The sequence below is a fragment of the Gemmatimonadaceae bacterium genome (assembly GCA_036273715.1).
In the GTDB taxonomy this organism is placed as follows: domain Bacteria; phylum Gemmatimonadota; class Gemmatimonadetes; order Gemmatimonadales; family Gemmatimonadaceae; genus JADGGM01.
Genome location: DASUHB010000037.1, coordinates 125,612 through 147,739, shown reverse-complemented (window position 1 = coordinate 147,739; position 22,128 = coordinate 125,612). Strand labels below are relative to the sequence as shown.

Sequence of the window (22,128 nt, the reverse complement as noted above, 5' to 3'; positions counted from 1 at the left end):
ACCAACGTCGAACCCCCGTGACTCAGCCGGATCGCTCGGAGGTCCTGTCCGTTCTCGCCGAGACTCCCGCGGACATGTGGGAGGACGATGCCTGGGATGACCTCCTCTCGGCCATCGGCGATCAGAGCGTCGTGCCGATCGTCGGACCCGAGCTCGTGCTCATCGAGGTCGACGGCGGACGCGAGCCGCTCACGCGATTTGTCGCACGCACGCTCTCTGAACGGCTGACGTGGCCGGGCGGCGTGCCGGCCGCCGCCAACGCGACGAACCTCAACGACGTCGCGTCCGCGTTCATCCGCATGTCGCCCGACCCGGAGCGGCAGCGCAAGACGATCACCAAGGAAATCGGGCGCATCCTGGGCGAGACGGATTTCCCGACGCCCGAGCCGCTGCGCCAACTGGCCGAGATCACGCCGCTCCGCCTCTTCGTCAACCTGACGTTCGACGACCTGCTCGAGCGCGCGCTGATGGAGGTGCGATACAGCGGTGCGCCTAACGATCTGCAGTTCCGCTCGCACATCTACTCGACCAACCAGGCCAACGACATCGAGCTCACGCCGTCGGCCATGAACATGACGCGCGTCTACAATCTGTTGGGGCGCGTGGCGCCGGGAAAACCGTACGTGCTCACGGAGGAGGACCTGCTCGAGCACATCCGGTACTTCCAGGGCGAAGCGACGCGCCCCACGAACCTGTTCGAAGCGCTCAACCGCAACAACCTGCTCTTTTTAGGCGAAGGCTACACCGATTGGCTGGCGCGGTTTTTCATCCGCGCCACCAAGAACGCGCCGCTGTCGTGGCAGCGCACGGTGCGCGAGTTCGTGGCCGACGATCGTGCCCGGGTGGACGCGAATTTCGTCGCGTTCCTTCGGCAATTCAGCCGGGCGACGCAGCTCTTTCCCAAGGGCGCCGTCGATTTCGTGGACGAGCTGCACCGCCGGTGGAAGGCGCAGGAGCGGCCGGGCCTCCGGCCCACGCGCCAGTGGCAGGAGCCACCGCCTAACGCAGTGTTCCTGAGCTACACGCGCGCCGACGTCGCCCAGGTGCGCACGTTCAAGCAGGCGCTCGAAGCACGTGGCGTCACGACGTGGTTCGACGAGGACCAGCTGGAGAGCGGCGACCCCTGGCTCGAGCGCATCGAGCAGTACATCAAGTCGGGCGCGCTGCTGTTCGTGCCGATTCTCTCCGAAGCCACCGAAGCGCGCGCGCAGGGCAAGTTCCGCCGCGAATGGGCATGCGCCGTCGATCGCAACAAGGATCACACCGGGAGCGGCATCCCGTTCATCGTGCCGATCGGCCTCAAGGGCACGTCCTTCCGCCGCGTGCCGCCGGTATTCCGCGAGGCGGACATCAAAGAACACGACGGCGGCCCGGGCACGGAGCGCGCCGTGACGCGCATCGCGGAGATCGTGGCGATGCTCAAGGACGACGGCGCGTGAGTTCGCGCCCGAGCCTCGCGATCGACACGTCGCCCGTGGTCGACGAGGAGAACCCCTGGTTAGGCCTGCTCGCGTTCCGTGAGGCGAACCGGAAGTTCTTCTTTGGCCGCGACGAGGAGCTGGACGATCTGTTTCGCCGCGTGAGGCGCGAGCCCCTCACCGTGCTCTACGCGCAATCCGGACTCGGCAAGACGTCGCTGTTGCAGGCCGGGTTGTTCCCGCGGCTTCGCGAAGAAGGGTTTCTCCCGGTCCCGATTCGTCTCGACTATGGCGAGTTCGAGGATGGCGTGCGCGCCGATGCGGATCCGCCGGGTCGCCAGATCACGCAGGCGGTTGCCGGCGCCATCCATTCGCGCAAGCTCTCGGGCGCCAGCGACCCGCTCGCGGCGCCGGGTCCGTGGGAGTATCTGCACGACGTCGACTTCGATCTGCCCAACGAAACGGGCGGGCTGCTCACGCCGGTGCTCGTGTTCGACCAGCTCGAGGAGCTGTTCACGTTAGGCGCCTCACGGCGCGACGGCGGCCGGATGGTGGCGCGCACGACCGAATTGTTAGGCGACCTGATCGAGAATCGCGTGCCGCGCGCGCTCGAACGCGCCATGCGGAGCAACCCCGCGCTGGTGGACCGGTACACGTTCGAGCAGGCGCGCTACCGCGTGTTGTTGAGCCTGCGCGAGGACTACCTGCCGCACCTGCACGCGCTGCGCACTGAGATTCCGTCCATCATCCTGAACAACGTTCGCCTCACGCGGTTCGACCGGCGGCACGCGCTCGACGTGGTCGAGCGGCCGGCGGCGGCGCGGCATCTCGTGACGCGCGAGGTCGCCGAGGCGATCGTGCGGACAGTGGCGGGGCAGGATGCGACGGCCGATGGCCTGGAGGCGTCGCGGCCCATCGACGAGCCGGCAGCAGAGCGGCTCGAGGTGGATCCCTCGCTACTCAGCCTCTTCTGCCGGCAGCTCAACGGTCTCAGGCTCAAGCGCGGCGAAGACGCGATCTCGCTCGAGCTGGTCGCGAGCAACAAGGAGTCGGTGCTCCGCGACTTCTACCTCGACTGCTTCCGCGATCTCGCGGCGCCGCCCGAGGGCGGGGTCAAGGCGTTCGTCGAAGATTTCCTGCTCACGCAGAAGGGCTACCGCGACCGCCTAACGGTAGAGCGCGCCAACGAGATCCTGGTCGACACCTATCACGGGTCGCCGCATGATCTCGACACGCTGGTGGATCGGCGGCTGCTCCACGTGGAAGAGCGGGGCAAGACGCCGCAGATCGAGCTGACGCACGACGTGCTCGCGCCGATCGCGTTGCTCGAGCGCACGGAGCGGATGCACAACCTGGAGTTGCGGCGGGCGGAAGAGCGCCGCCTGCTCGAAACGCGCCGGGCCGAGGAGGATGAACGCAGGGCGAAAGAGGAAGCGGCGGTCGCGGCGGCGCAACTCGCCAAAGCGAAGCGGCAGCAGCGCATCACCGGAGCTCTTCTTGGCGTCGCTGTGATCGCGGCCGCACTGGCGCTGTGGTTCGGCATCAATGCGCAGCGAACCACGCAGCGCCTGCGCGTGTCCGAGCGCAGCGCGCAGTCGGAAGCGGCGCGCGCGATCCATGCCGATTCGATGACGGCGCGGGCGAACACGCAGCAGCAACTGGCGCTCGATCAGGCGGCACAGGAGCGGGGCCGGTCCGCGAGTCTGCTCGACGACTTCTGTTCGTATACGCTCGCCGTGGTGAACAAGTTCGGCGACACGACGACGAGCAGCGCCAATCAATCGCTGCAGTTGGCATACAAGAGTTTGCTGGAGTTGTCGGATGCCTCGACGGACGAGATGATCAAGCGGAGTCCCGACGAGCTGTGCCCGCTGCAGATCGATGCGCGCGTGAACAGTGTGTCCGCAGATCTGCTCTATGCGCTGGACAGCGTGACGTCATCGATCGCGCACGGCCGCCATGGTCTCGCCGCGGTGCAGCGCCTGGCGTCGCGCAACGACTCCGTGTCGATGTGGGTGGCCAGGCAGAGCTATTCGGAGCTCGCGCACGCTTTCTATTTCGACGGGGACTCCGTCGATGCGGTGGAGGCCGCGCGGCTCGGCATCCCATACGCGCGCAGCGCCGATCCGAAGACCGATTCCATGGCCTCCGATCGATTGGCGCGCATGTATCTGTATGGCGCGCTGGCGTTGTATCAGCAGCACCGGTACGACCCCGCGCGTCAATGGATTACGAGCGCGTTGGCCGTGACGGATTCCGGTCTGCGCCGGCGCGATCAATCCGCGAATTCGCTGGCATATACGGCGTCGCAACTCTGGTACAACATGGCGTTGCTCGACACGGCGCGCCACGACGCCTCGGCCAGCCTAACGGACATGGGGCGTGCGGTGGCCGTGTCGCGGCGCCGATTCACGACGGACCACTACAACGGCAGCCGGAGTTGGCTCGCCCGAATGCATGGGTGGACCGCGATGTTCGCGCTCGGTACCCGCCAGTATGACGCCACCCTGGCCAGCGCGGACAGTTCGATTGCCAACTGGGATGCGTTGGTGAAAATCGGCCTCACCACATCCGACACGCAATGGGTGTCGCAGGGGCGGTTGGCCATCGGCCTCGCGCTCATCCAGCAGGCGCGTGCGCAGTTAGGCATGAAGCATCGTCGGGAGGCGGTGGCGTCGGCGCGCGCCGCACGCGACACGCTCGACACACTGGCGCGGGGGCAGGGCACCGCGACCGACTACTACAATCTCGCGGCCATCGAGGACTCGCTCGGCCAGATCGCACATGATGGCGGCGAGCTCGCGGTGGCGGACTCCGCCGTCGACCGCGCGTTCCGGATCGACTCGGCGCTCACCTTTCGATCCACGGTGAACTGGCACGAGCTCAGGGCCTATCACGCGGCGATCGGGATCATGGCCGCGCAGGCTGGGCAGTGGGTGGCCGGCGATACCGTAGGCAAGGATTCCGCGTCAAAAGCCGCGCGCCTTATGCGCATCGGGAACGCGGTGCTGCGCTACCGGCAGCACGACCTGCTGATCTCGCGATACTTCTACAACCAGATGATGCCGAGGGCGAGGACGCGCGCCGATTCGGATCGCGTGAACGCCACGGAGGGCGATGCGTTAGCCGTCGATCTCGGGAACATCTCGTGGCAGGATTTGTTGTTAGGCGATGGCCGCAATGCCTTGCGATTCGCGCGCGAGGGCCTCGGGCACTCGGCCAAGCAGTCGTTCATTCTGGTGAACGAGTTCAACGCGATGGTGCTGAGCGGCCTCTCCGACGACGCGCGCGCGTTCTATGCCAGGCATCAACACAGCAACGTGGAGACGAACCCGTCAACGCCGTTTCCATGTGCGATCGAGCGGGACATGGTTCAACTGTCGGCGTGGGGCGCCGCGACGGCGGCGCAGCATGCCTTCGTGACGCAGTTGTCGGCGGCCGATCGTGCGCATTGCGCGCAGTGACGGCGCGTGCGTCCTCAGGCGGTGGGCGTGCGCGGTTCCTGCCGCAGCCGGTGCCACGCCAGGCCTAACATGGCGAGGCCGAACAGGATCATGACGATCCCCCACACGAGGTTGATGTTCACGAACAGGGATCGCTCGTAGAGGCGTGCGTCGCCGCGGGTGGTGAGACCATATCCAGCCACGAGGAGTCCCAGGACTGTGAAGAGGCCGCCGATGGGAAACCGGATGTCCAACCGCATCATTTCGGTCATGGTGCCTCCTTGGCGGCGCAGGCGGGGCTAGCGGTCATGCAGACGACTCAAGAGAATCTCGGGACAGTTTTGGCGCAACTTGCGCGCCGGACGCCGGACGGCCGCCTGGTTTCGGTGCTGGCGATTGGGCTGGTGACCGCCGTGGTCGCGATCGTGATCGAGCCGCCGGCGTGGTTTCAACTGTTGGCGGCCGGGGTTTGTCTGTTGGCGTTCGGGGCGTGGGGAATATCGGATCGCGTGCTGCTGGAGGATGCGGGCGCCGGGACATCCAAGCATCGGTTGGTGCGAGCGACGCGCATCGCGGCGGTGGTGCTCGGCGTGTGCGGCGGCGTCGCGCTCCTGCTCGGCGTGTTCGCGTTGATGGTCGGCAACTGGATAAGTTAGGCCCTGGCCTGCGCCGGCCCTGATCGAGGGAGATGAACCGCATGTTCGGTGACGTTGCGCGCGCACTTGGTCGCGTATCGAGGGCGGCGCTGATCGCCGGATTTGCGATTTCGGGCGGTGCTGCGTTAGGTCTGTTGTCGTTCGCCGCGAACACGCATCATGACGTGCTCGTTCGGGTGGGCGGCGTGATCGCGGTGGTCCTGAGCGTCATCCTGTTGATCGTGGTCACATGGTACCGGCGGGAGAGCGTCGTGAGCGCGGCGATTGTTCTGGCGTTGGCCTGGACATTCGCGCGGCTGGTCGCGCTCACTTCCGCGACGTTGCTGCTCTGGAGATCGTTAGGCGCCGTCGGTTACCTCATGTATGGCGTGTTGCTCGGCCTTCCGCTGGCGATGCTCGAGGCGCTGGTCGTCGGCGGTGTGCTTGTGGCGGTGCTGCGGCGCGTCAGGCCGCGGGTTGCGCCGCTGGCGATCAGCCAGAAGGAACCGGGCGCGTGACGCCGTAGTCGACCTCGGCCTCGCGAAGCGCGCCATGCGTCACAACGTCCACGCTTGTTTTGGATTCACCGCCGGGAGTCCGGTCCGGAAATCCGCACAGTGCGGAGTTGGTTGGTCACGGCGAGTGTGTAGACGATGATGCGGCATAGGCACGCGTTGAATCGCGGCGGCCTCGGCGTCCGCAGCCCCGTCGATAACCCTGGGATTCCTCTGAACGCTCGGCGGTTTTGTCGTGCCTGTGTTCGTTCTCCTGCGTGTCCTCGCAGCCTAATTCCGGATGCGCGATCGGCTCGAACGCCGATAACTGCTGGTCAGTCAAGGCAATCGCGATTTTGTCGGCGCGCGACTCTGCGTTTAGGCAGCGAGGCCTCGCAGCTTTAGGCAAGAGATGGCAGCATAACGTAGTCGCGTAAGGCAATCGACAATGTTGACACGCAGCATAGATGTATAGTTAGATAGCTCTTCAACCTTTGAGTATATGAGACATCTTGCTGTCGCCGCACTCCCGTGTGTTGTGGTGGCACCGCCAATGCTCGGACAGTCGGCTGCGGACCAGATTCGAGCGCTCCGCGCGCAATCGAATGCATCTATTGTACGCCATGACGTCAAAGGGGTCGTTGGCCTCTTGGACGTTGAGTACCAGATCACGACCGGAAGCGGCACGCTCTCGCAGGGCAGGTCTGCCGAATCAGAGGCATGGGCAAAGGAGTTCGCTCGTGCTGCGAATCTCGTCTACGTCCGCACTCCAACGTCAATCGAGGTAAGTTCTTCCGGTGGTCGGGCGGCGGAGACTGGCACGTGGACGGGGTCTTGGTCGACACCCGCCGGGCTTCGGAAAGTTGGCGGTCGCTACGCTGCCTACTGACGATTGGTCGACGGGAATTGGCGAATTCGCTCCGAATTGTTCGTCACGCTCTCTTGTGCAGGTCCTGGGTGCTCATAATGGGGAATGGTATGCCGCCACTATTAAACGCATTTAGGTTTCCCGACCGCGCTATCTAACACTCGTTGAAGCTGACGTGCGATCTAATGAGGCTCGCTACGCTCGCGTTTTATTTGATTCGCACGCAGCTTAACGGAAGGCGTCATGCTGCACCGGCCATCGCGAGCAGCACCCATCTAGTTACGATGCTCACTCGAAAAGCCACGCCATTCGGTACTTTCCGACTCGCCGCGACGATCTGGCTGCTCGCCGGCGCCGCCCAGTTATTGCCGGCGCAGCTAGCGAGTGGGCCGATTCCCGAACGCGGACAGCCGGTCACGTTGCCGCACGCGTTGCAATACGACTTCACGTCGCGGATTACGGGGCGACCGTACAGGCTGACGATTACCCCTCCGGTTCGCCCTGACTCCTCGCTCCGGTATCCTGTCCTATACGTCCTGGACGGCACGGCGTGGCTCGCGACCTCGTCTGAAGTTGCTAGGGTATTCGGCGCGACTGGCCAGACAGGAACGGGATATGTCGTTGCGATTGGCTATCAGACCACGGACGTCATGATAGCGAGCGAGTTGCGATCGCTCGATCTGACTCCCTTTCGCGCGCCCGATCCCCAGGACGCGAAAGTAACTGGTGGCGGCGACGCCTTCTTGCGCGCGATATACGAGGAAGTGCAACCGTACATTTTGAGCCATTTCCGGGTCGATCGTGCTCGCCAAGCCATTTGGGGCCACTCCCTGGGCGGCATGCTGGCAGTGCGCTCCCTGCTTCGCGATCCCGGAAAGTTTTCGACATATCTGCTTGCGAGTCCCACTCTCAACAAGAATGTCTTGGTGGACGAGGCTGCGTTTTTCGAACGCATGAAGCGGGAGCCCATGGCGCTGCGAGTACTGATCACGGTGGGTGGTGAAGAACCGCCGTCAAAGTACCCGCTCATGTACGACGAGCCGTCGACGTTCGCGGCTCGCCTTCAGGCAGGAGCGCCGCCGTTGCAGGTCAAGTATGTCGTCTTCCCGGGCGAAGGACACTTACCGGCTGGCGCAATGTCGCTGATTCAGGGCATCGAATTCGCGTGGCCACGACGGCCTTAGCGCGGTTGCCAACGATTCAGGCAGACACTTTCAGGATTGTGGAGAGCGCTTCTCCGCAACTTGTTTCCCGGTCTGAAATCCGCGACCTGGCGTTTAGGATCGGTAGCGCGCATAACGAACGCTGCAACTGACAGCCGATCTTCTGAATTACGCTGGCTGCGCCAGCGCTTTTATTGACTCGGCTGCACGTGCTGTGCTTCTTCCACGAAGTCATCTCGCGCTGGGAGGCCAACGGATCGTTGCGCCTGGTCACGCATCTCACGAGTACGATTGGGCGACACGCGGTCTACGAGTGGCACAACGGCGATGAGCCAATCACGCTTGTCCATCCCGGTCTCGGAGCGCCGCTCGCGGCAATGCTGCTCGAGGAGCTCATCGCGCTCGGCTGTCGTGCCTTTGTCGTGTGCGGCGGGGCGGGCGTGCTCGACAAGGACGTAGCGGCCGGGCATCTGATCGTTCCATCAACCGCGGTACGCGGCGAAGGCACGTCGTATCATTACGTGCCGCCCGCGCGCGAGATCATGATCAACGCGAGCGCGGTGACGACGATTACCGCAACGTTGGCGGCGAGGGATGTGCCCTTCCGGCTGGCGAAGACGTGGACCACGGATGCGGTCTATCGAGAAACTGCTCAGCGGGTGAGTGCACGAAAGGCGGAAGGGTGTCTGGCAGTGGAAATGGAAGTGGCCGCACTTGCGGCCGTCGCTCAATTTCGCAGTGTTCCGCTCGGGGCCATTCTCTATGGAGGCGACGATGTCAGCGGTCTCACCTGGGACCGGCGCGAACACCTCGATCGCGGTGCCGCTCGCGAGGCGTTGGCGCGCCTCGCTGCCTCTGCGTGCATCGCGCTTCTCAACGACACCCGGTGAGCGAACGTCGGTTTCTCGCCGCCTACCGACTAACGAACGCGAACCTCCACGGGAGGTATTGAATACGGTCACTACGCGAGCGTTCTCATATGATGTCGGTGCAGGTTAGCCAGGGCGTTAGGCGGCCATCACGCATCACGTGACGGACATGAACCGCAATCAGACACTGCTGCGGCATTTTCTCGCGACAGTTGCGTATCGAACGGCGAAGGCGTTGCGCGGCGCGCCCGCCGGTTACGAGGCGTTCCAGCCTGGACACCGCGCGCGCACGCCACGCCAGGTCTGCGGCACATGAGCGGCGTCCTCAAGTGCGCGATCGGCCTCCTGAGTCAGCCACGCGACGTACTAACGGATCGCGCGACATACTCGGCCGAGGTCGAGCGCTTCTTTGCCACGCTTCGCGAGCTTGCCGATTCGATTCGGCGAACGGCGAACCCTTCTGATACGACGACCGAGCAGCTGCTTCAGGGCCCACTCGCGGATGCAATGGCGCACGCGGGACAGCTTGCGCTTCTGCGCCGACGGAGCGGCAGTCCCCATTCCACCGGAGAATTCGTTGTCGCAGCGATCGATCCGGATCGCCTTGGTGTAGAGCAGCTGGAGGCTCGCAGCCCCGATGCCAAGTAGCCCGAAGCGCCCGACAGTTGGTCGCAGCTGCCGCCTAACGAGCGCTGAAGCTGACGGGTGAGCTTCGGAATCGGAGGAACACCATGACTGATCCCACCCTGGATCAAATCGCTTCGGCGCTTCTGGTTTGTTCTTTCAGGCGGTAAGGATGTCGGCGTCACTGCACCATCTGAGTTCGAGGCTCGCGGGTTGGCCGAACCGTTGCGGATGCGGTTCTGGACGGACTTGGCGATCGCTCGCGTCATTTTGGATGTCGATGTAGAGTCAATCGATGATGCTCACGCGCAGTTGAGCATTATTGTCTCCCGCCGCGGAACGCTTCCCGTTAGCCAGAGGAGGGTCATGAGCTGGGACATTTTCGTTCGCGACATACCGCCGACCGCTCAAAGCGTCGATGATATTCCGGATGACTTCGTACCGCGCCCATTGGGTTCACGCGCGGAGATAATCCATCTGATAAGCGAAGTTGTGCCTGGCGTAGATTTCTCGGATCCGTCGTGGGGCACGTTCGAGGGACCGGACTTCTCCGTCGAATTCAACATCGGCGCCGCCGGCGTGGTCGACTGCTTGGCACTCCACGTGCGCGGCGGCGACGCGGCTGCCGGGTTGGTTGCTGACCTTCTTCTTCGATGCGGATGGCGCGCCTTCGATCCGTCGTCAGAATCGGGAATATTCGATCCAGGCACCGCGGTGCAAAGCCTTCAACGATGGAGGGCTTACCGAGATCACGTGGTACGCTCCGACAACGCTGGCTAACGAGCGTTGACGCGTCGGACGGTTCCGGTAACTCCCTGCGCTCGGCTCTTCTCTATTCCCTTGCAGCTGAACGCAGGCGTTAGGCGGCACTGGCGTCATCAGATGATCGAGGCGCATACGACCGGCATCATCCTCGACCGCGGTCACCCGCAACTTTACGTCGTGTTGACCTTGGACGCGACGGAGAAGGACGCCGACTCGACTGCCGACGCCGACGCCTGGCGCCAATGCTGGGGCCGGCACGCACCGCTTCCGAGTCGGCACGAACGGCGTTCGAATGGTGGTCACTGAGTCGTTTCGGCGCGAGTTCCACCAGGCCGGCTGGCTGAGGAGGCGTCATGCGATCGAACACGTATCGCCTCGCGTGTGTGTGTTTTGTTAGCCTCGCTGCGTGCAGCAGCATGCTCGGTCCTCCAGCCACGTTAGCACTGGCGACGCCGCCCGACTTTAGCGCGACAGTCGTACGAGTCGAAGTCGAGAGCGGTATTGGACCCGAAGGCGCATTCTCGCAACACGATGTGTGGCTGGTGATTCCTCCAGGCACGGTCGCGAACGCCGGACTCATCCTCGGGAAGTCGACGCCTGTGTTTACTCAGATACGCGGCGGGATCTTCTCGAGCAGTGTGAGCGCGATCCAAGCCGGCGATCGAGTTGAAGTGTGGCATGACTTTCGGGTAGGCTACGGAGCCGCAGAGGGACCGCCCGGAGCGCCGACGTACCTCAACGTCGAACAGGTCGTAATCGATCGCTGAGTCCTCGGTCGACTAGCGTTAGAACGCAGTCGTTGTGGCTAACGCGACGCTAGGCAAAGATCAGATTTAGCACCAGCGTCAGCGCCAGGACGATCACCGCCAGCACCCACGGCCGCGCATACCACGCCAACCCTTCGTCCCGCGGTCTGGCCGTGAGCGAATAGACGAGCCCGCGCAACTCGTCCGCCTCTCGCGGCTTGGTCGCAAGACTCACGATGATCGTCACGACGAAGCACGTGACCCACGCAACAATCGCCGTCCAGAACGTCTGCGCCAGCTCGCTCGGATAGTGGTGCACCACGCCCAGATACCCGCCCTTGAGCCCCGCGGCCATGCCTAACGGCAGCGTGAGGCCGTGGTGCACCGCGGCCGCCACCGTCCCGGTGATCAGCCCGATGAATGCGCCGTGTCCCGTGGTCCGCTTCCAGAACATGCCGAGCGCAAAGGTCGCGAACAGCGGGGCATTCACGAACGCAAACACCAGCTGCAGCAGATCCATGATGTTGTTGAACGTGTTCGCCACGTAGGCGGCGAGCACGGCGAGCACGATGCCGCCCACCGTGGCGACGCGACCCATCCACAGGTAGTGCGCATCCGACGCGCCCGGGTTGATGTGGCTCTGGTAGATGTCGTACGTCCACACGGTGTTGAACGCGGTCGTATTGCCGGCCATGCCGGACATGAACGACGCCAGGAGCGCGGTTAGCCCTAAGCCCAACATGCCGGGCGGAAACAGGCGCACGAGCATCATCGGCGTGGCGAGGTCGTAGTCCAGAATCACGCGTCCCGACGCGTCGACCAACGGAGCGCCGTTGGCGCCGACCTTGGCAGGAATGAGACCCTGGCTCACGTGGCCGGCGACATGCGGCGCGGCAAGCACTAACGCAATCATCCCGGGCAGAATCACCAGGAACGGGAACAACATCTTCGGGATCGCGGCGATGAGCGGGGTGCGACGGGCGGCGGTCATCGAGTCGGCGGCCATCGCGCGCTGCACGACAAGAAAGTCGGTGCACCAATACCCGAACGACAACACGAAGCCGAGTCCCATCACCAACCCGAACCACTCGATGCCGATGGGGTTCTGGGATGCACTGCCCATCGTCCGCCAACTGTGCGTATACGCGTCGGCTGGAAGGCCCCGCGTGACGGAGTACGCTGCAAGACGCTCCGTGAGGCCGTGCCAGCCGCCAACGGCATGGAGACCCAGCGCGACCAAGGGCAGAAAGCCGAAGACAATCAAAAAGAACTGCAGCACCTCGTTGTAAATCGCGCTCGTGAGGCCGCCCAACAGCACGTAGGCGAGCACGATGATCGCGGACACGAGGATGCTGACGTTGAAGCTCCAGCCTAACAACAGATTGAGCAGCCGGCCCATGGCGTACATCGAGATGCCGGACGAGAACACGGTCATCACCGCGAACGTGACGGCGTTGAGCGTCCGCGTCTTCTCGTCGAAGCGGAGCCGCAGGTATTCGGGCACCGACCGCGCGCGCGACCCGTAGTAGAACGGCATCATGAAGAGCCCGACGAACACCATGGCCGGGATCGCGCCTACCCAATAGAAGTGGCTCGTTGCGATCCCGTATTTCGCGCCGGATGCGCCCATGCCGATCACTTCCTGCGCGCCCAGGTTCGCCGAGATGAAGGCGAGGCCCGTGATCCAGGGCGCGAGCGACCGTCCGGAGAGGAAAAAGTCGGTGCTGGTTCTCGTTAGGCGACGGAGGCCGAAGCCCACGCCCAACACGGCGGCAAAGTACGCCGCCATGATCACGTAGTCGATGCCGGCAAGGCGGGTGACGGGTTGCACGTGAGGTCAGCGGGGCAGGGTGGACAATGCAAACTGCACGGCCAGATCGGTGGCGCTCCACAACTGCACGTCGGATGCGGTCCCGTATCTTGTCGGGAGCAACCGGCCGTTCGCGATACGATAACTCCACAGCTCGTTGTGCTCGAGGTGCGATGCGGCCACGGCGGCGCGCGTGCTGTCGAGCGCCGCACGCAGCGATCGGACGTACGGAGCCAACGATGGTTGGGCAAGCCTGCCGCCGGAATCGTACGCGGCGGCGATCTGTTTGGTGAGGCCTAACAGCAACAGGCTGACCTCCCGCCCCCACACCACGCGCGGCGAGTGATAGGCATCCGTGCGAAATGCATCCCACACCGCTGGCGACGCATACGTATCGTTGGACACGACAGGTCCCAATCCGGCGATGAAGAGTCCGACGGGATACGGCCGCACGAACGGCGCCACCTCCTCCAGCACGTCCGCAGCGTGCATGCTGCCGGCGATGACCCGCGCGGTGAAATCGCCAAGGAAGAGATCGGTGGCCGGATCGGTGTTCACGATCGGAATCGGCGTGCCGGCCGAATCGAGCGACAGCGCAAGAAATACAAGCGAATCCCGACCGGCGTCTGTCCGTGCAAGAACCGTGTTCCAGTAGGCGCGCTCTTCGGCCGGAAGCCAGGCGAGCTTTGCGTGGACCCGGTCGCGTACGTGCGATGCATCGAAGCGCACTAGGAAGTGCGTCCGGGCGCGGCGCCATGCATCGATCGCGCGCGCGAGCGCCGTGGTATCGTGCAGCCAATCGTTGAGCGGCGTCCTCGGGGACCGCGGCACAACGGTGTCGAGCGCGGCGGCGTCAATGCCTAACGAATGGAGCTCGCCCAGGATGACGCGGATCGACGCCAACGCCTGCGGCGCCCAGATGGCGTTGATGTCCATGGCGAAGCGGCCGTTGCCGTACCCGGCGTTGCTATCCCGCCAACTGGCCGAGCGCCAGTGCGTGGAGTCGAGCTTGACGAAACTGACGAGGCTGTCGGCGGCGGTGTCGCGCACGTACGCCTGGGTCTCGTCTGACACCAGGGCCAGCTCGCGCATCATGAGCGCCAACCGTGTGACGCCGTTCTCGGTGCCGAACAGGAACGTGCGCTTGTCGGCAGCTGTCACTGTCGTATCCGAGAGGTAGCGCGCTTCGAGCACAGGCAGCTGGAACTCATCATCCATCATGTGGTAGTTCTCGCGCACGCGGCGAATATTCGAAAGCACGTCGCGCGCCGCGGCCAGCACGCTGTCGTTGGGCGCTAACTCGTACACCGTCATCAGCGAGTCGTAGATCTCGGCGTGCTCGCGGATCGCTTGCTCGCCCAACGCTTCCTCGTGCGACACGTCACCACGTGGTCCGAGCTTGCGGAGCACGCTGGCAATGACTCGGCCTGACATCGCGGGCTGCCAGATGGGGCGCATCATGAGCGCGGCCATCATGCCGTCGCGACCAAAATACGTGGCAAAGTTGGGCAGGCCGGCCATGAGCTTCTCGTCCGAGCTCAAGAGCTCCACGCTGCGCACCTCGCGCTCGAGGCGGCGATACCTGAGGCCGGCGGCAGAGGACATCGAGCCGTGTGCGGCGAACTGCGCTCGAGCGAGAAACGCCAGAAACGCCGGGGTGAAGATATCGTCGCGGGCGAGCGGCGTCAGCGGTGTTGCATTCGTGGTGACACGGACGGCAATGCGGAGCGGCGCGCCGATGCGATCTTCGATCGACACGAGGTGGCCGGAGACGGAGGCTCGCGACGTCCGTGTGTCGCCTTGGAGCTCGAGCCGCAGCCAGGTTTTGCCATCGAGCGCGGGTTTCTCTATGGCGACGATCCACCTGCCGTTCACTTCGTGCAGTACCGGCGGCGGATCGAGGCGACCAGCGAGCTCGCCGACCGACGACGCATCGAGCAGGCCGAGCTGCCGTCGCTGCTCATCGCCGCCTAACTTGGCCACGTGCGCGACGAGGGCCGACTCCGGCGCGATGACGTATGGCGGCGCGTCGAACGGCCTGAGCTGCGCATGCGCATACTGGAAGTCCCGCTCTACGCGCATCGTGCCGAGCAGAAAGAACCCGAGCGTTGCTCGGCGCGTGCGCGCCTCGAGCCACCAGGTGAGCGTGCGTGTGCCCGCGGAATCCGAGACCTGGGCGCCGCTGCCGGACCAGTCGATGGTTGCCGGACGACTGCCCGAGCGAATTGTGAATCCGACGCTTTCGTCGATCGCGTCGGCGAGGAGCTCCACCACGCGTCCGCTGCGCCTGTCCAGATAGATCTGGACGGTGTTGTTCGCGGCGTCGCGATAGAGACGGGTCTCGTAGCCCTGGTAGGCGGCGGTGTCGTCCAACCCCGGCTCTGGAAACGCGAGCACCGGCGTCACACGTCTGGACACAGCGTGAGGCGTGGACACCTGTGCGGGGGATGCGCCGTGCAGCAATGCGACGACGAGCGCGAGCATCATTGCCGCGTTTCCTTGTGCGGCACCATCCGGCGTCCGGACGCGTCGACGATGATGTCGTAGTGCTTGCCGCGCACCTGGATGTTCCGCAGCACGAGTCGCTTGATGTGCGATGGGAGCACGGGCGGAAACGCCGGCACCAGTCCGTTGGCCTCGAGACGAAGCCCCGTATATCCGAAGATCACCTGCTGCAGGAATCCTCCGGCGCCGGTGAGAAAATCGAAGGCGTTGTTGCTGGGCGTCTCGGACAACAGGAGAAACGGTCCGTGCACGTGCGACCGATAACTGTACGGCAGCAGCGAATCGACCAAGGCGCGATCGCCGAGCTCGGCGGCATCCACCGAGAGCAGTGTGACGCCCATCATCGCACCGGCTGCTTCGTCGCCAATGCGGTGCACCGCCTGCTCGAGGTGCGTTCGCTTGGCGCGATTGCTCATCGGCACGCCTAACGGATAACTCAGGAGCGGCGTGATGACGCCCAACGTCGAATCGGGCGCGCCTTCGTACGTGCGATAGACATGGCTCACCGAATCCATCGGCATGTGCAGCCTCGCCGCGACGGCGGCCCACCGCGGGTCGGCGCTCACGCCCAACCGGCGGCTCGCGAGCGTCGCGATCTCGAGATTGCGCCGCGCGACTGCATTGGTGTACGCGTCATCGTCCACTCCCACGAGTCCCTCGGCCACCGACACGACGTCCTTGATGTCGTACCGGTCGCGCACCGAGTCAAACGTCGACCGGCTCACCCAGAAGGTGGCTGTTTCGCGGATCACCGGGAAGCCTCGCTGCGCGAGCCACACCGAGTCGCCGGTGGCGAGGTAGTATTGCCACTGCGCCAGCGCGACATCGCCGGTGACGTGGATCTCGGAGTGCGCGTTCTGCGATGCGAAATGCGGGGTGGTCTCGCGGCCCAACTCATCGGATTCCCACGGATACATCGCGCCGCGAAAGCCGTACGAGCGCGCATTTGCCTCAGCGGCGCCCAACGCGCGGGCACGGAAGTCGACTAACGAACGCGCGATGTCCGGGTGCGTGAGCACGAGAGCGGGAAACATCCATGTGTCCGAGTCCCAGAAGACGTGGCCATAGTAGCCGGCGGTCGAGAGGCCCATGGGTGGAATCGCGAGACGGGTGCCCGAATCCGCGCTGCACAACAGGTAGAACATCATGGACCGCACGATGCGCTGCAGCGCGGTATCACCCTGGATCTCGATGTCGCTCTCCCACAGTCGTCGCCACGCCGCGGCGCTGCGTGCCGCGATCGTCTCGATGCCGGCGACGCGCGCCGATCCAGCTTCCCGGATCGCGGCTGCAAGAGATGACCGATCGTCGAATGACGGCACGATGCTCGCGATTTCGGTGATCGTGTATGACCGGCCCGCGGCCGCATCGATGACAATGTCGACACGCGCGCCGTCAGCCGAGGTATCGGCGTGCGCCACCGCGCCCGGCGGCCACGCGACCTCGGCCGCCTCGGCCAGGGTTTCATTGCGGCCGGCGGGAGAGGCGAGCATCGTTAGGCGCGCGCCGAACGGCGACAAGCGTGCCGTACGCGCGCGGACGACCGAATGTCCGGGATACCAGAGCTCGGCCGCGCCCCAACCGGGTTGCGTGCGCGTGAGCGTGTCGAGCGGCAGCCGGTTGGGCGGCGGCCACGAGGCGAGCGCGACACGCACGCGGATGGGACCCGCCAGGTGCGGCACGAGCGAGAGCTGCACGACGGCGAGGTGCGGATCGGCGCGCGAAATGAACGTCTCGACGCGTACGGACGTGCGGCGCGATCCGTCGACCCAATCGAAGGCGGTGCGCGCGACGCCGGTGCGCATGTCGATGGTTTGCCGGTACGAGCGGATGGCGCCGGTCGAGAGCGCGGTGCTGTCCAGCCAGTGAGCGCCGTCGAACACCGTGACTGCGTTCCACGCCGGAGCCGCGGCGATGCGGGGCACGTCGAGCGGGCCGTGCTCATACAGTCCCGCGACCAGCGACGTGGACGCGCCAATGCCTAACGGGGGCACCGTGACGCCGACGTGCCCGTTGCCCAAGAACGGCGACGGCGTGCGGGCCGGGTCCGACGTAGCCAGCACGAACGCCGAGTCGGCGGCGGGCGTCTGTGCCGCCGCGCGGGCGGCGGCCGCCAGCGCCGCGCTGGCCAGCGCGGCGCCGGCCGCCACCGCCCGCGCGGTACGGCCCGGCGACGGGCCGGTGCCGGCCCGCCGCCTAACCAACCACCCTGCCATGCCCTACTGCTTCGACGTCGACTGCGATGGCGATGTCGTCGATCCGGTGGACGCCGGCGACGTCGGTTCGCCGTTCGCGCCAAAATCGTACCGCAACGACACCGTCAGCCGCCGCGGGAGAATCGGACGCGCCAGGAAGATCGGGTTCGTGCCCGACGTCAAGAGACGCGGGTTGCCTTCCTCGAGCCCTTCCCCCTGGAAGGCGTTCAACAGCCGTACGTCCAGCGTCACGCCGTTCTGCGGGAAGAGATACGACGCGCCAAAATTGAAGTAGCTGTAGGCCGGCAGCTGGATGCCCGTCGTGATGTCCACGAACCGCGAGCCGACCCAGTGCCAGTCGGCGAGCGCGCGGAACTTGCCGATCGTGTAGGTGCCCGAGATGTTGCCTAACGAGGCCGGCACGCCGTTGAGCCGCGCTCCGACCTGTGCGCCGGCGCCCGAGCCGAGCTCGGCGCGCAGGAACGTGCCGTTGCCCAACAACTGGAGTCCGGGCAGCGGATTGGCTACCAGCTCGGCCTCCGCACCGTACGCCTTGTTCTGCGGCTGCGGCTGGATCACCCACGTCGACCGTCCCGTCACCGAGTCGATGACCAATCCCTGATTGACGACGTTCTTGAGAACCGTATAGAAGCCGTCGAGCGTATACCCGAACATGTCGGTGACGCCCTTCACGCCGGCCTCGTATGACTGCACTTCGCGCGACTCGAACAGATTCACTTGCTGCTGCGCCTGCGCCTGCAGGAACTCGTCCAACGCCGGCATCTTGTAGCCCCGCGACCCGGAGGCGTAGAGCGACAGATTGTCCTTGAGCGCGTAGTTCACGCCTAGCGAAGCGGCCCAATCCGTGATGCCCTTCTGGAAGTGGCGGAACGACCCGTTGCCGAATGTCTCGTTGTTCCAGGGCGTGGCCGCGTTGCTGTCGAGATCGAAGGTCGAGGTGTTCTCGGACGCCTGGACGTAGTCATCGTACTCCACGCGACCGCCGGCGTCGATGTGCAGCTTGTCCGTGGGCTGCAGGCTCAAGCCGACCACGCCCGACACGATGCTCGTCTGGCCGGTGCCGTTGGTGTAGCCCGACATGAAGTTCATGAAGCCGTTTTTCGTGATGGGCGTCGGGGCCCCGCCCGGCGTCGTGACCACGGCATCGAGGAACCGCGGATTGTCGCGAACGTCGGTCAGCACCTGACTGAAGAACCAGTGGTTGTCCTGGCTGTAGTTGGCGAAGTACGCGCCTAACGACAGCGTGTTCTTGCCAAACTCCTTGCGCGCCTGCACCTGATCCTGGAACGCGGCGATCGGTTTGGACACGTGGATGTCCTGCCCCGGCGCCACCAGATCGTTGGGCGTGTTGAAGGGCAGCGGGTTGCCCGCGTCGTCGAAATGGTTGGTGTAGTTGAGCTGGATGGTCGATCCCGCCGGGAGCCCGAGCCCGCCCTGGCCCGCCGGCATGGTCAGGAAGTTCTGCACCGTCATCGCGTTCGACGGCACGAGCGCGTTCCATTCTTCGTGGTCGCGCATGATCTGCGCGCTGTTGCGAATGTGCCAGTCGTTGGCCAGGTCGAACGCCGCATCGGCCGTGAACCACGAGGCATCCGTCGCGATGCCGTTGCCTAACGGAAACTCCTGCTTGCCCGTGGGCGTGGGCACCGAGAGGTCCAGTCCCTCGTTCGTGTTCATCGACCCGTACGCGCTGAACCCGGGCACAAAGCGCGGATTGCCGTTGTTCTCGAACGGGAGATCGAGAATGAACTGGTTGTTGTCGTCGATCACCTTGGCCGAGAACCGGATGTAGCCGTTGTCGAGCAGACGGGTCACGTTGGCCTTGAGCTGGCCGCCGTGGATGCCGGGGAATCCGGGATCGCGCACGCCGTGGTCGTAGCGATAAAACCCGCCGACGTTGAACCGCCACTGGTCGTTGAGCGGACCGTTGATGTCCACGTCATAGCGGGCCAAGCCTTCCGTGCCGCCGGTGGCGACCATCGTTCCCTGGAATTGGTCGCCGCCCGTCTTGTTGATGAAGTTGATGATGGCGCCCGGCGTGTTGGATCCGAACAGCGCCGATGCGCCGCCGCGCACCACTTCCATGCGCTCGATGTTCTCGTCGGGACGGAACAGATTGTCGGCGTTCATGAAGAACGTGTGCATCGTCGGAAACACCGGCATTCCGTCTTCCATGAACATGACGAGCTCGACGCCCAGAATGCCGCGCATGCTGATGTTCTCGTTCACTTCGCCGCCCGAACTCTCGACGCGCGTGAATCCGGGCACGTAGCGCAGCATCTCCGTGGTGCTGCGGGGCGCGGCCTGCTGGATTTCTTCCGGACTCATCGACGTGACAGCGACGCTGGCCTTGAGGTTCTGCGTCGGAACCGATGTGCCGGTGACGACCACGCTCTGCAACTGCAGCGGATCTGCGTGCAGCGTGAAGTTCTGCTCGGTGCGTTGACCATCGGTGACCGTGATGCTGGCCGAGTCGGGCCGATAGCCGATGAGCCGAATGCGCAGCACGTGCGAGCCGGACGGGACGCTGCCGAGGAGGTACGTGCCGTCGCCGCGCGTGAGCGTGCCGATCGTCGTGCGATCGACGAAGACTTGAGCGCTGACGACAGGCGCACCGTGTTCATCGACGACCTTGCCGGCAACGCTGCCATTTCCTGCCGCCTGGGCGCCGGCGGCAGTCGACATGACGCAGACGGCCAGCGCGAGCAGCACCGCCGTCATCGCGTGATGATTCCGGACACTCGGCGTACCCCAACGCGAGTTCGGGATCATAGCAATATCCTCCGTGGTTCGAAGCGAGTTGGACGTTCACACCCCAGGAGCGCGACTCGGCTGCGTTAGGCATACCGGCGCCGTGCATGGTGGATCGTGTGTGCGGAGATGGACCGATGGGATGGACGGGGGCGGGCGGGCGACGCGCCTCGGAGGCGAGACGCGTGCGCACCGGCGCGGCGTTGTGAGTAATGGGGCGATCCGAATCACGACGGCCTGCGCGAGAAGATTCCGGCCAGCCCTGCATAGTCGATGCCGAATGCGCCGATGCGCGCCAAACAACTCACACCACCGCGCCATCCGGTGGCGGTGGACGGGGCGAATCGCGTACATTCTGTGGCGTGTCGCGCGTGGATTGCGCGACCGGACTCTCGCATGACGGCGCTAGGACATGACTCGAACATCGGTCACGGTACGGCGCGCGGTGCACAGCGATGCGCCGGCCCTGGCGCGACTGCGCTATGCCTTACGAGCCGGGCTCGCCACGCCCGACGAAGATGCCAATGCGTTCCTCGCGCGATGCGAGGACTGGATGGCCGACCGGTTGCGGCCGGGCGCCTCGTGGCGCTGCTGGGTGGCCGCGCGCGGTCCAAGGGTCGTGGGCGCGATCTGGATGCAGATCGTGGAGAAGATTCCCAATCCGTTAGGCGAAGGCGAATGGCACGGCTACATCTCGAATTTCTTCGTCGATGAGCGCTCGCGCGGCGAAGGCGTCGGCAGCGCGCTGCTCACGGCGCTCGTGTGCGCGCCGGAAACGCATGGCCTCGACGCGCTGTTCCTGTGGCCGACGGATCGCAGCCGAACGCTCTACCACCGGTTCGGCTTCGTGGGCACCGGGGGCGTGATCGAGCGGCGGCCGGCGTCCGGGCCGCCGCGCCGGTGATCGTCTAACGGACTGGCCGGGTGGGCCCGGCACGACCCGTCTCGGAACCTGACGCCGCGCGCCGTCGTCAGGGCAGGTAGCGGTACCGCCGGAGCGTTGCGCCGATGCGCCGCTCCACCTCGTCCACCAGCCGCGGATCCTGGTCGCGATACTGGGCAATTTTGAGCGTGTCGATGCCAGTGGCCGCGTACTCGCGGCACGCATCAGTCATCGGTGCGCCCAAAAACGCGCTCAACCGCTCGGCACTCTCGCGCGGCGCCGTGCACAGGTCCTCGAATCGGAGGTCCAGCACATCCGACGCCGGCAGCTGTTCGCGAAACGCATCGAAGCGGTCCACCTGGTACTGCCATGACGCGGCCGCACGCAGATGCTCGGGCAGCCCGAGCGCGTTGCAGGCGCTCAGCACCGCACGCCCAACGCGGTGCCGCGGCTTGTCAGTGAGATGGGTCTTGAACGCAACGTCCCGTCCGTCCCGCACCAGGTGCAGGTATTTCGCCCGCGGAAACGCGCGTGCAACGTACGGCGCGATGAGATACGTCTCCGGAAACTTCCAGCCCCACATGCCCGCGGGACTGCCGAGTCCCGCGTAGTACGCCGACACCGCCGCCTTGAAGCGGCGCAACGCCGGCTCGCGCACACGCGCCGGCGACGTCACATCCAGGTTGCGCGCCGCCAGCCGTTTGATCTTGTTGGTGAAGCGGACGTCGTCGGGATCGCCCTCGATGTGCGGACCGCTCGTGCCCAACGTGACGCCGAGGTGTACACACATCCACGCCAGCACCCGGGTGCCGCTGTGTCCGCGACCCATGAGGACCACGGGGCTCATCGCGGCGAGCGTTGCGCTGCGTGAGGCGTTCGAGCCAAGAAGTAAGTCCAGAAGCTCCATGTCACCACCGTCGGGAACGGGTCCTGCAGCT

16 protein-coding genes are annotated in these 22,128 nt (G+C 65.1%); 10 read left to right on the top strand and 6 right to left on the bottom strand.

From position 1 onward, the window contains the following. The first annotated feature begins 17 nt into the window (after nt 1–17). Both VFW04_09025 and VFW04_09020 read left to right on the top strand, forming a co-directional pair. Nucleotides 18–1,439 carry a toll/interleukin-1 receptor domain-containing protein gene (locus VFW04_09025; protein HEX5179458.1) on the top strand — a complete coding sequence of 474 codons (1,422 nt, stop codon included), beginning with the start codon at nt 18–20 and terminating at the stop codon, nt 1,437–1,439. Then, nucleotides 1,436–4,882 carry a hypothetical protein gene (locus VFW04_09020; protein ID HEX5179457.1) on the top strand — a complete coding sequence of 1,149 codons (3,447 nt, stop codon included), beginning with the start codon at nt 1,436–1,438 and terminating at the stop codon, nt 4,880–4,882. Before VFW04_09025 ends, VFW04_09020 begins: the two co-directional genes overlap by 4 nt. A gap of 14 nt (nt 4,883–4,896) precedes the next feature. Here the strand turns inward: VFW04_09020 and VFW04_09015 are convergent, their stop codons facing one another. After that, a complete protein-coding gene (locus VFW04_09015; GenBank protein ID HEX5179456.1) occupies nt 4,897–5,133 on the bottom strand; it encodes a hypothetical protein in 237 nt (78 codons plus the stop codon). 36 nt (nt 5,134–5,169) lie between these two features. Between VFW04_09015 and VFW04_09010 the strand changes: the two genes are divergently transcribed. The 7 genes from VFW04_09010 (at nt 5,170) to VFW04_08980 (ending at nt 11,046) form a co-directional block, all read left to right on the top strand. After that, the gene (locus tag VFW04_09010; protein HEX5179455.1) at nt 5,170–5,517 is read left to right on the top strand and encodes a hypothetical protein; all 348 of its coding nucleotides are present in this window, start codon (nt 5,170–5,172) and stop codon (nt 5,515–5,517) included. A 41-nt stretch (nt 5,518–5,558) separates the two neighbouring features. Further along, nucleotides 5,559–6,014 (top strand): hypothetical protein, encoded by a 456-nt coding sequence (locus VFW04_09005; protein ID HEX5179454.1) that lies wholly within the window; start codon nt 5,559–5,561, stop codon nt 6,012–6,014. Nucleotides 6,015–7,142: 1,128 nt separating this feature from the next. Then, nucleotides 7,143–8,042, top strand: a complete 900-nt coding sequence (locus VFW04_09000; GenBank protein HEX5179453.1) for an alpha/beta hydrolase-fold protein — start codon at nt 7,143–7,145, stop codon at nt 8,040–8,042. 173 nt (nt 8,043–8,215) lie between these two features. After that, on the top strand, nt 8,216–8,911 hold the full coding sequence (locus tag VFW04_08995) for a nucleoside phosphorylase (GenBank protein ID HEX5179452.1): 696 nt from the start codon (nt 8,216–8,218) through the stop codon (nt 8,909–8,911). Nucleotides 8,912–9,727: 816 nt separating this feature from the next. After that, entirely contained in the window at nt 9,728–10,294 is a 567-nt protein-coding gene (locus tag VFW04_08990) for a hypothetical protein (GenBank protein ID HEX5179451.1), read from the top strand. 60 nt (nt 10,295–10,354) lie between these two features. Beyond that, nucleotides 10,355–10,585: a hypothetical protein gene (locus VFW04_08985; protein HEX5179450.1), complete on the top strand. Its 231-nt coding sequence runs from the start codon at nt 10,355–10,357 to the stop codon at nt 10,583–10,585. A gap of 47 nt (nt 10,586–10,632) precedes the next feature. Then, nucleotides 10,633–11,046: a hypothetical protein gene (locus tag VFW04_08980; GenBank protein HEX5179449.1), complete on the top strand. Its 414-nt coding sequence runs from the start codon at nt 10,633–10,635 to the stop codon at nt 11,044–11,046. 49 nt (nt 11,047–11,095) lie between these two features. Here VFW04_08980 and VFW04_08975 read toward each other — a convergent pair whose 3' ends face one another. From VFW04_08975 to VFW04_08960, 4 genes are read right to left on the bottom strand one after another with little or no spacing between them, the layout of a single operon-like run. Next, nucleotides 11,096–12,856: a sodium:solute symporter family protein gene (locus VFW04_08975; GenBank protein ID HEX5179448.1), complete on the bottom strand. Its 1,761-nt coding sequence runs from the start codon at nt 12,854–12,856 to the stop codon at nt 11,096–11,098. Nucleotides 12,857–12,862: 6 nt separating this feature from the next. Then, entirely contained in the window at nt 12,863–15,322 is a 2,460-nt protein-coding gene (locus VFW04_08970; GenBank protein ID HEX5179447.1) for a hypothetical protein, read from the bottom strand. After that, a complete protein-coding gene (locus VFW04_08965) occupies nt 15,319–17,556 on the bottom strand; it encodes a hypothetical protein (GenBank protein HEX5179446.1) in 2,238 nt (745 codons plus the stop codon). Before VFW04_08965 ends, VFW04_08970 begins: the two co-directional genes overlap by 4 nt. 3 nt (nt 17,557–17,559) lie before the next feature. Beyond that, entirely contained in the window at nt 17,560–20,328 is a 2,769-nt protein-coding gene (locus VFW04_08960) for a TonB-dependent receptor (GenBank protein ID HEX5179445.1), read from the bottom strand. Nucleotides 20,329–20,719: 391 nt separating this feature from the next. Between VFW04_08960 and VFW04_08955 the strand changes: the two genes are divergently transcribed. After that, nucleotides 20,720–21,211, top strand: a complete 492-nt coding sequence (locus VFW04_08955) for a GNAT family N-acetyltransferase (protein ID HEX5179444.1) — start codon at nt 20,720–20,722, stop codon at nt 21,209–21,211. 67 nt (nt 21,212–21,278) lie between these two features. Here VFW04_08955 and VFW04_08950 read toward each other — a convergent pair whose 3' ends face one another. Next, nucleotides 21,279–22,097 carry a sulfotransferase gene (locus VFW04_08950; GenBank protein HEX5179443.1) on the bottom strand — a complete coding sequence of 273 codons (819 nt, stop codon included), beginning with the start codon at nt 22,095–22,097 and terminating at the stop codon, nt 21,279–21,281. Between the last annotated feature and the right edge of the window lie 31 nt (nt 22,098–22,128).

Bases quoted from the DNA above. Each gene is read 5' to 3' on its own strand.
- VFW04_09015 (HEX5179456.1), bottom strand. From the start codon at position 5,133: ATGACCGAAATGATGCGGTTGGACATCCGGTTTCCCATCGGCGGCCTC.
- VFW04_09010 (HEX5179455.1), top strand. From the start codon at position 5,170: ATGCAGACGACTCAAGAGAATCTCGGGACAGTTTTGGCGCAACTTGCG.
- VFW04_09005 (HEX5179454.1), top strand. From the start codon at position 5,559: ATGTTCGGTGACGTTGCGCGCGCACTTGGTCGCGTATCGAGGGCGGCG.
- VFW04_09000 (HEX5179453.1), top strand. From the start codon at position 7,143: ATGCTCACTCGAAAAGCCACGCCATTCGGTACTTTCCGACTCGCCGCG.
- VFW04_08980 (HEX5179449.1), top strand. From the start codon at position 10,633: ATGCGATCGAACACGTATCGCCTCGCGTGTGTGTGTTTTGTTAGCCTC.
- VFW04_08970 (HEX5179447.1), bottom strand. From the start codon at position 15,322: ATGATGCTCGCGCTCGTCGTCGCATTGCTGCACGGCGCATCCCCCGCA.
- VFW04_08965 (HEX5179446.1), bottom strand. From the start codon at position 17,556: ATGGCAGGGTGGTTGGTTAGGCGGCGGGCCGGCACCGGCCCGTCGCCG.
- VFW04_08960 (HEX5179445.1), bottom strand. From the start codon at position 20,328: ATGATCCCGAACTCGCGTTGGGGTACGCCGAGTGTCCGGAATCATCAC.
- VFW04_08955 (HEX5179444.1), top strand. From the start codon at position 20,720: ATGACTCGAACATCGGTCACGGTACGGCGCGCGGTGCACAGCGATGCG.
- VFW04_08950 (HEX5179443.1), bottom strand. From the start codon at position 22,097: ATGGAGCTTCTGGACTTACTTCTTGGCTCGAACGCCTCACGCAGCGCA.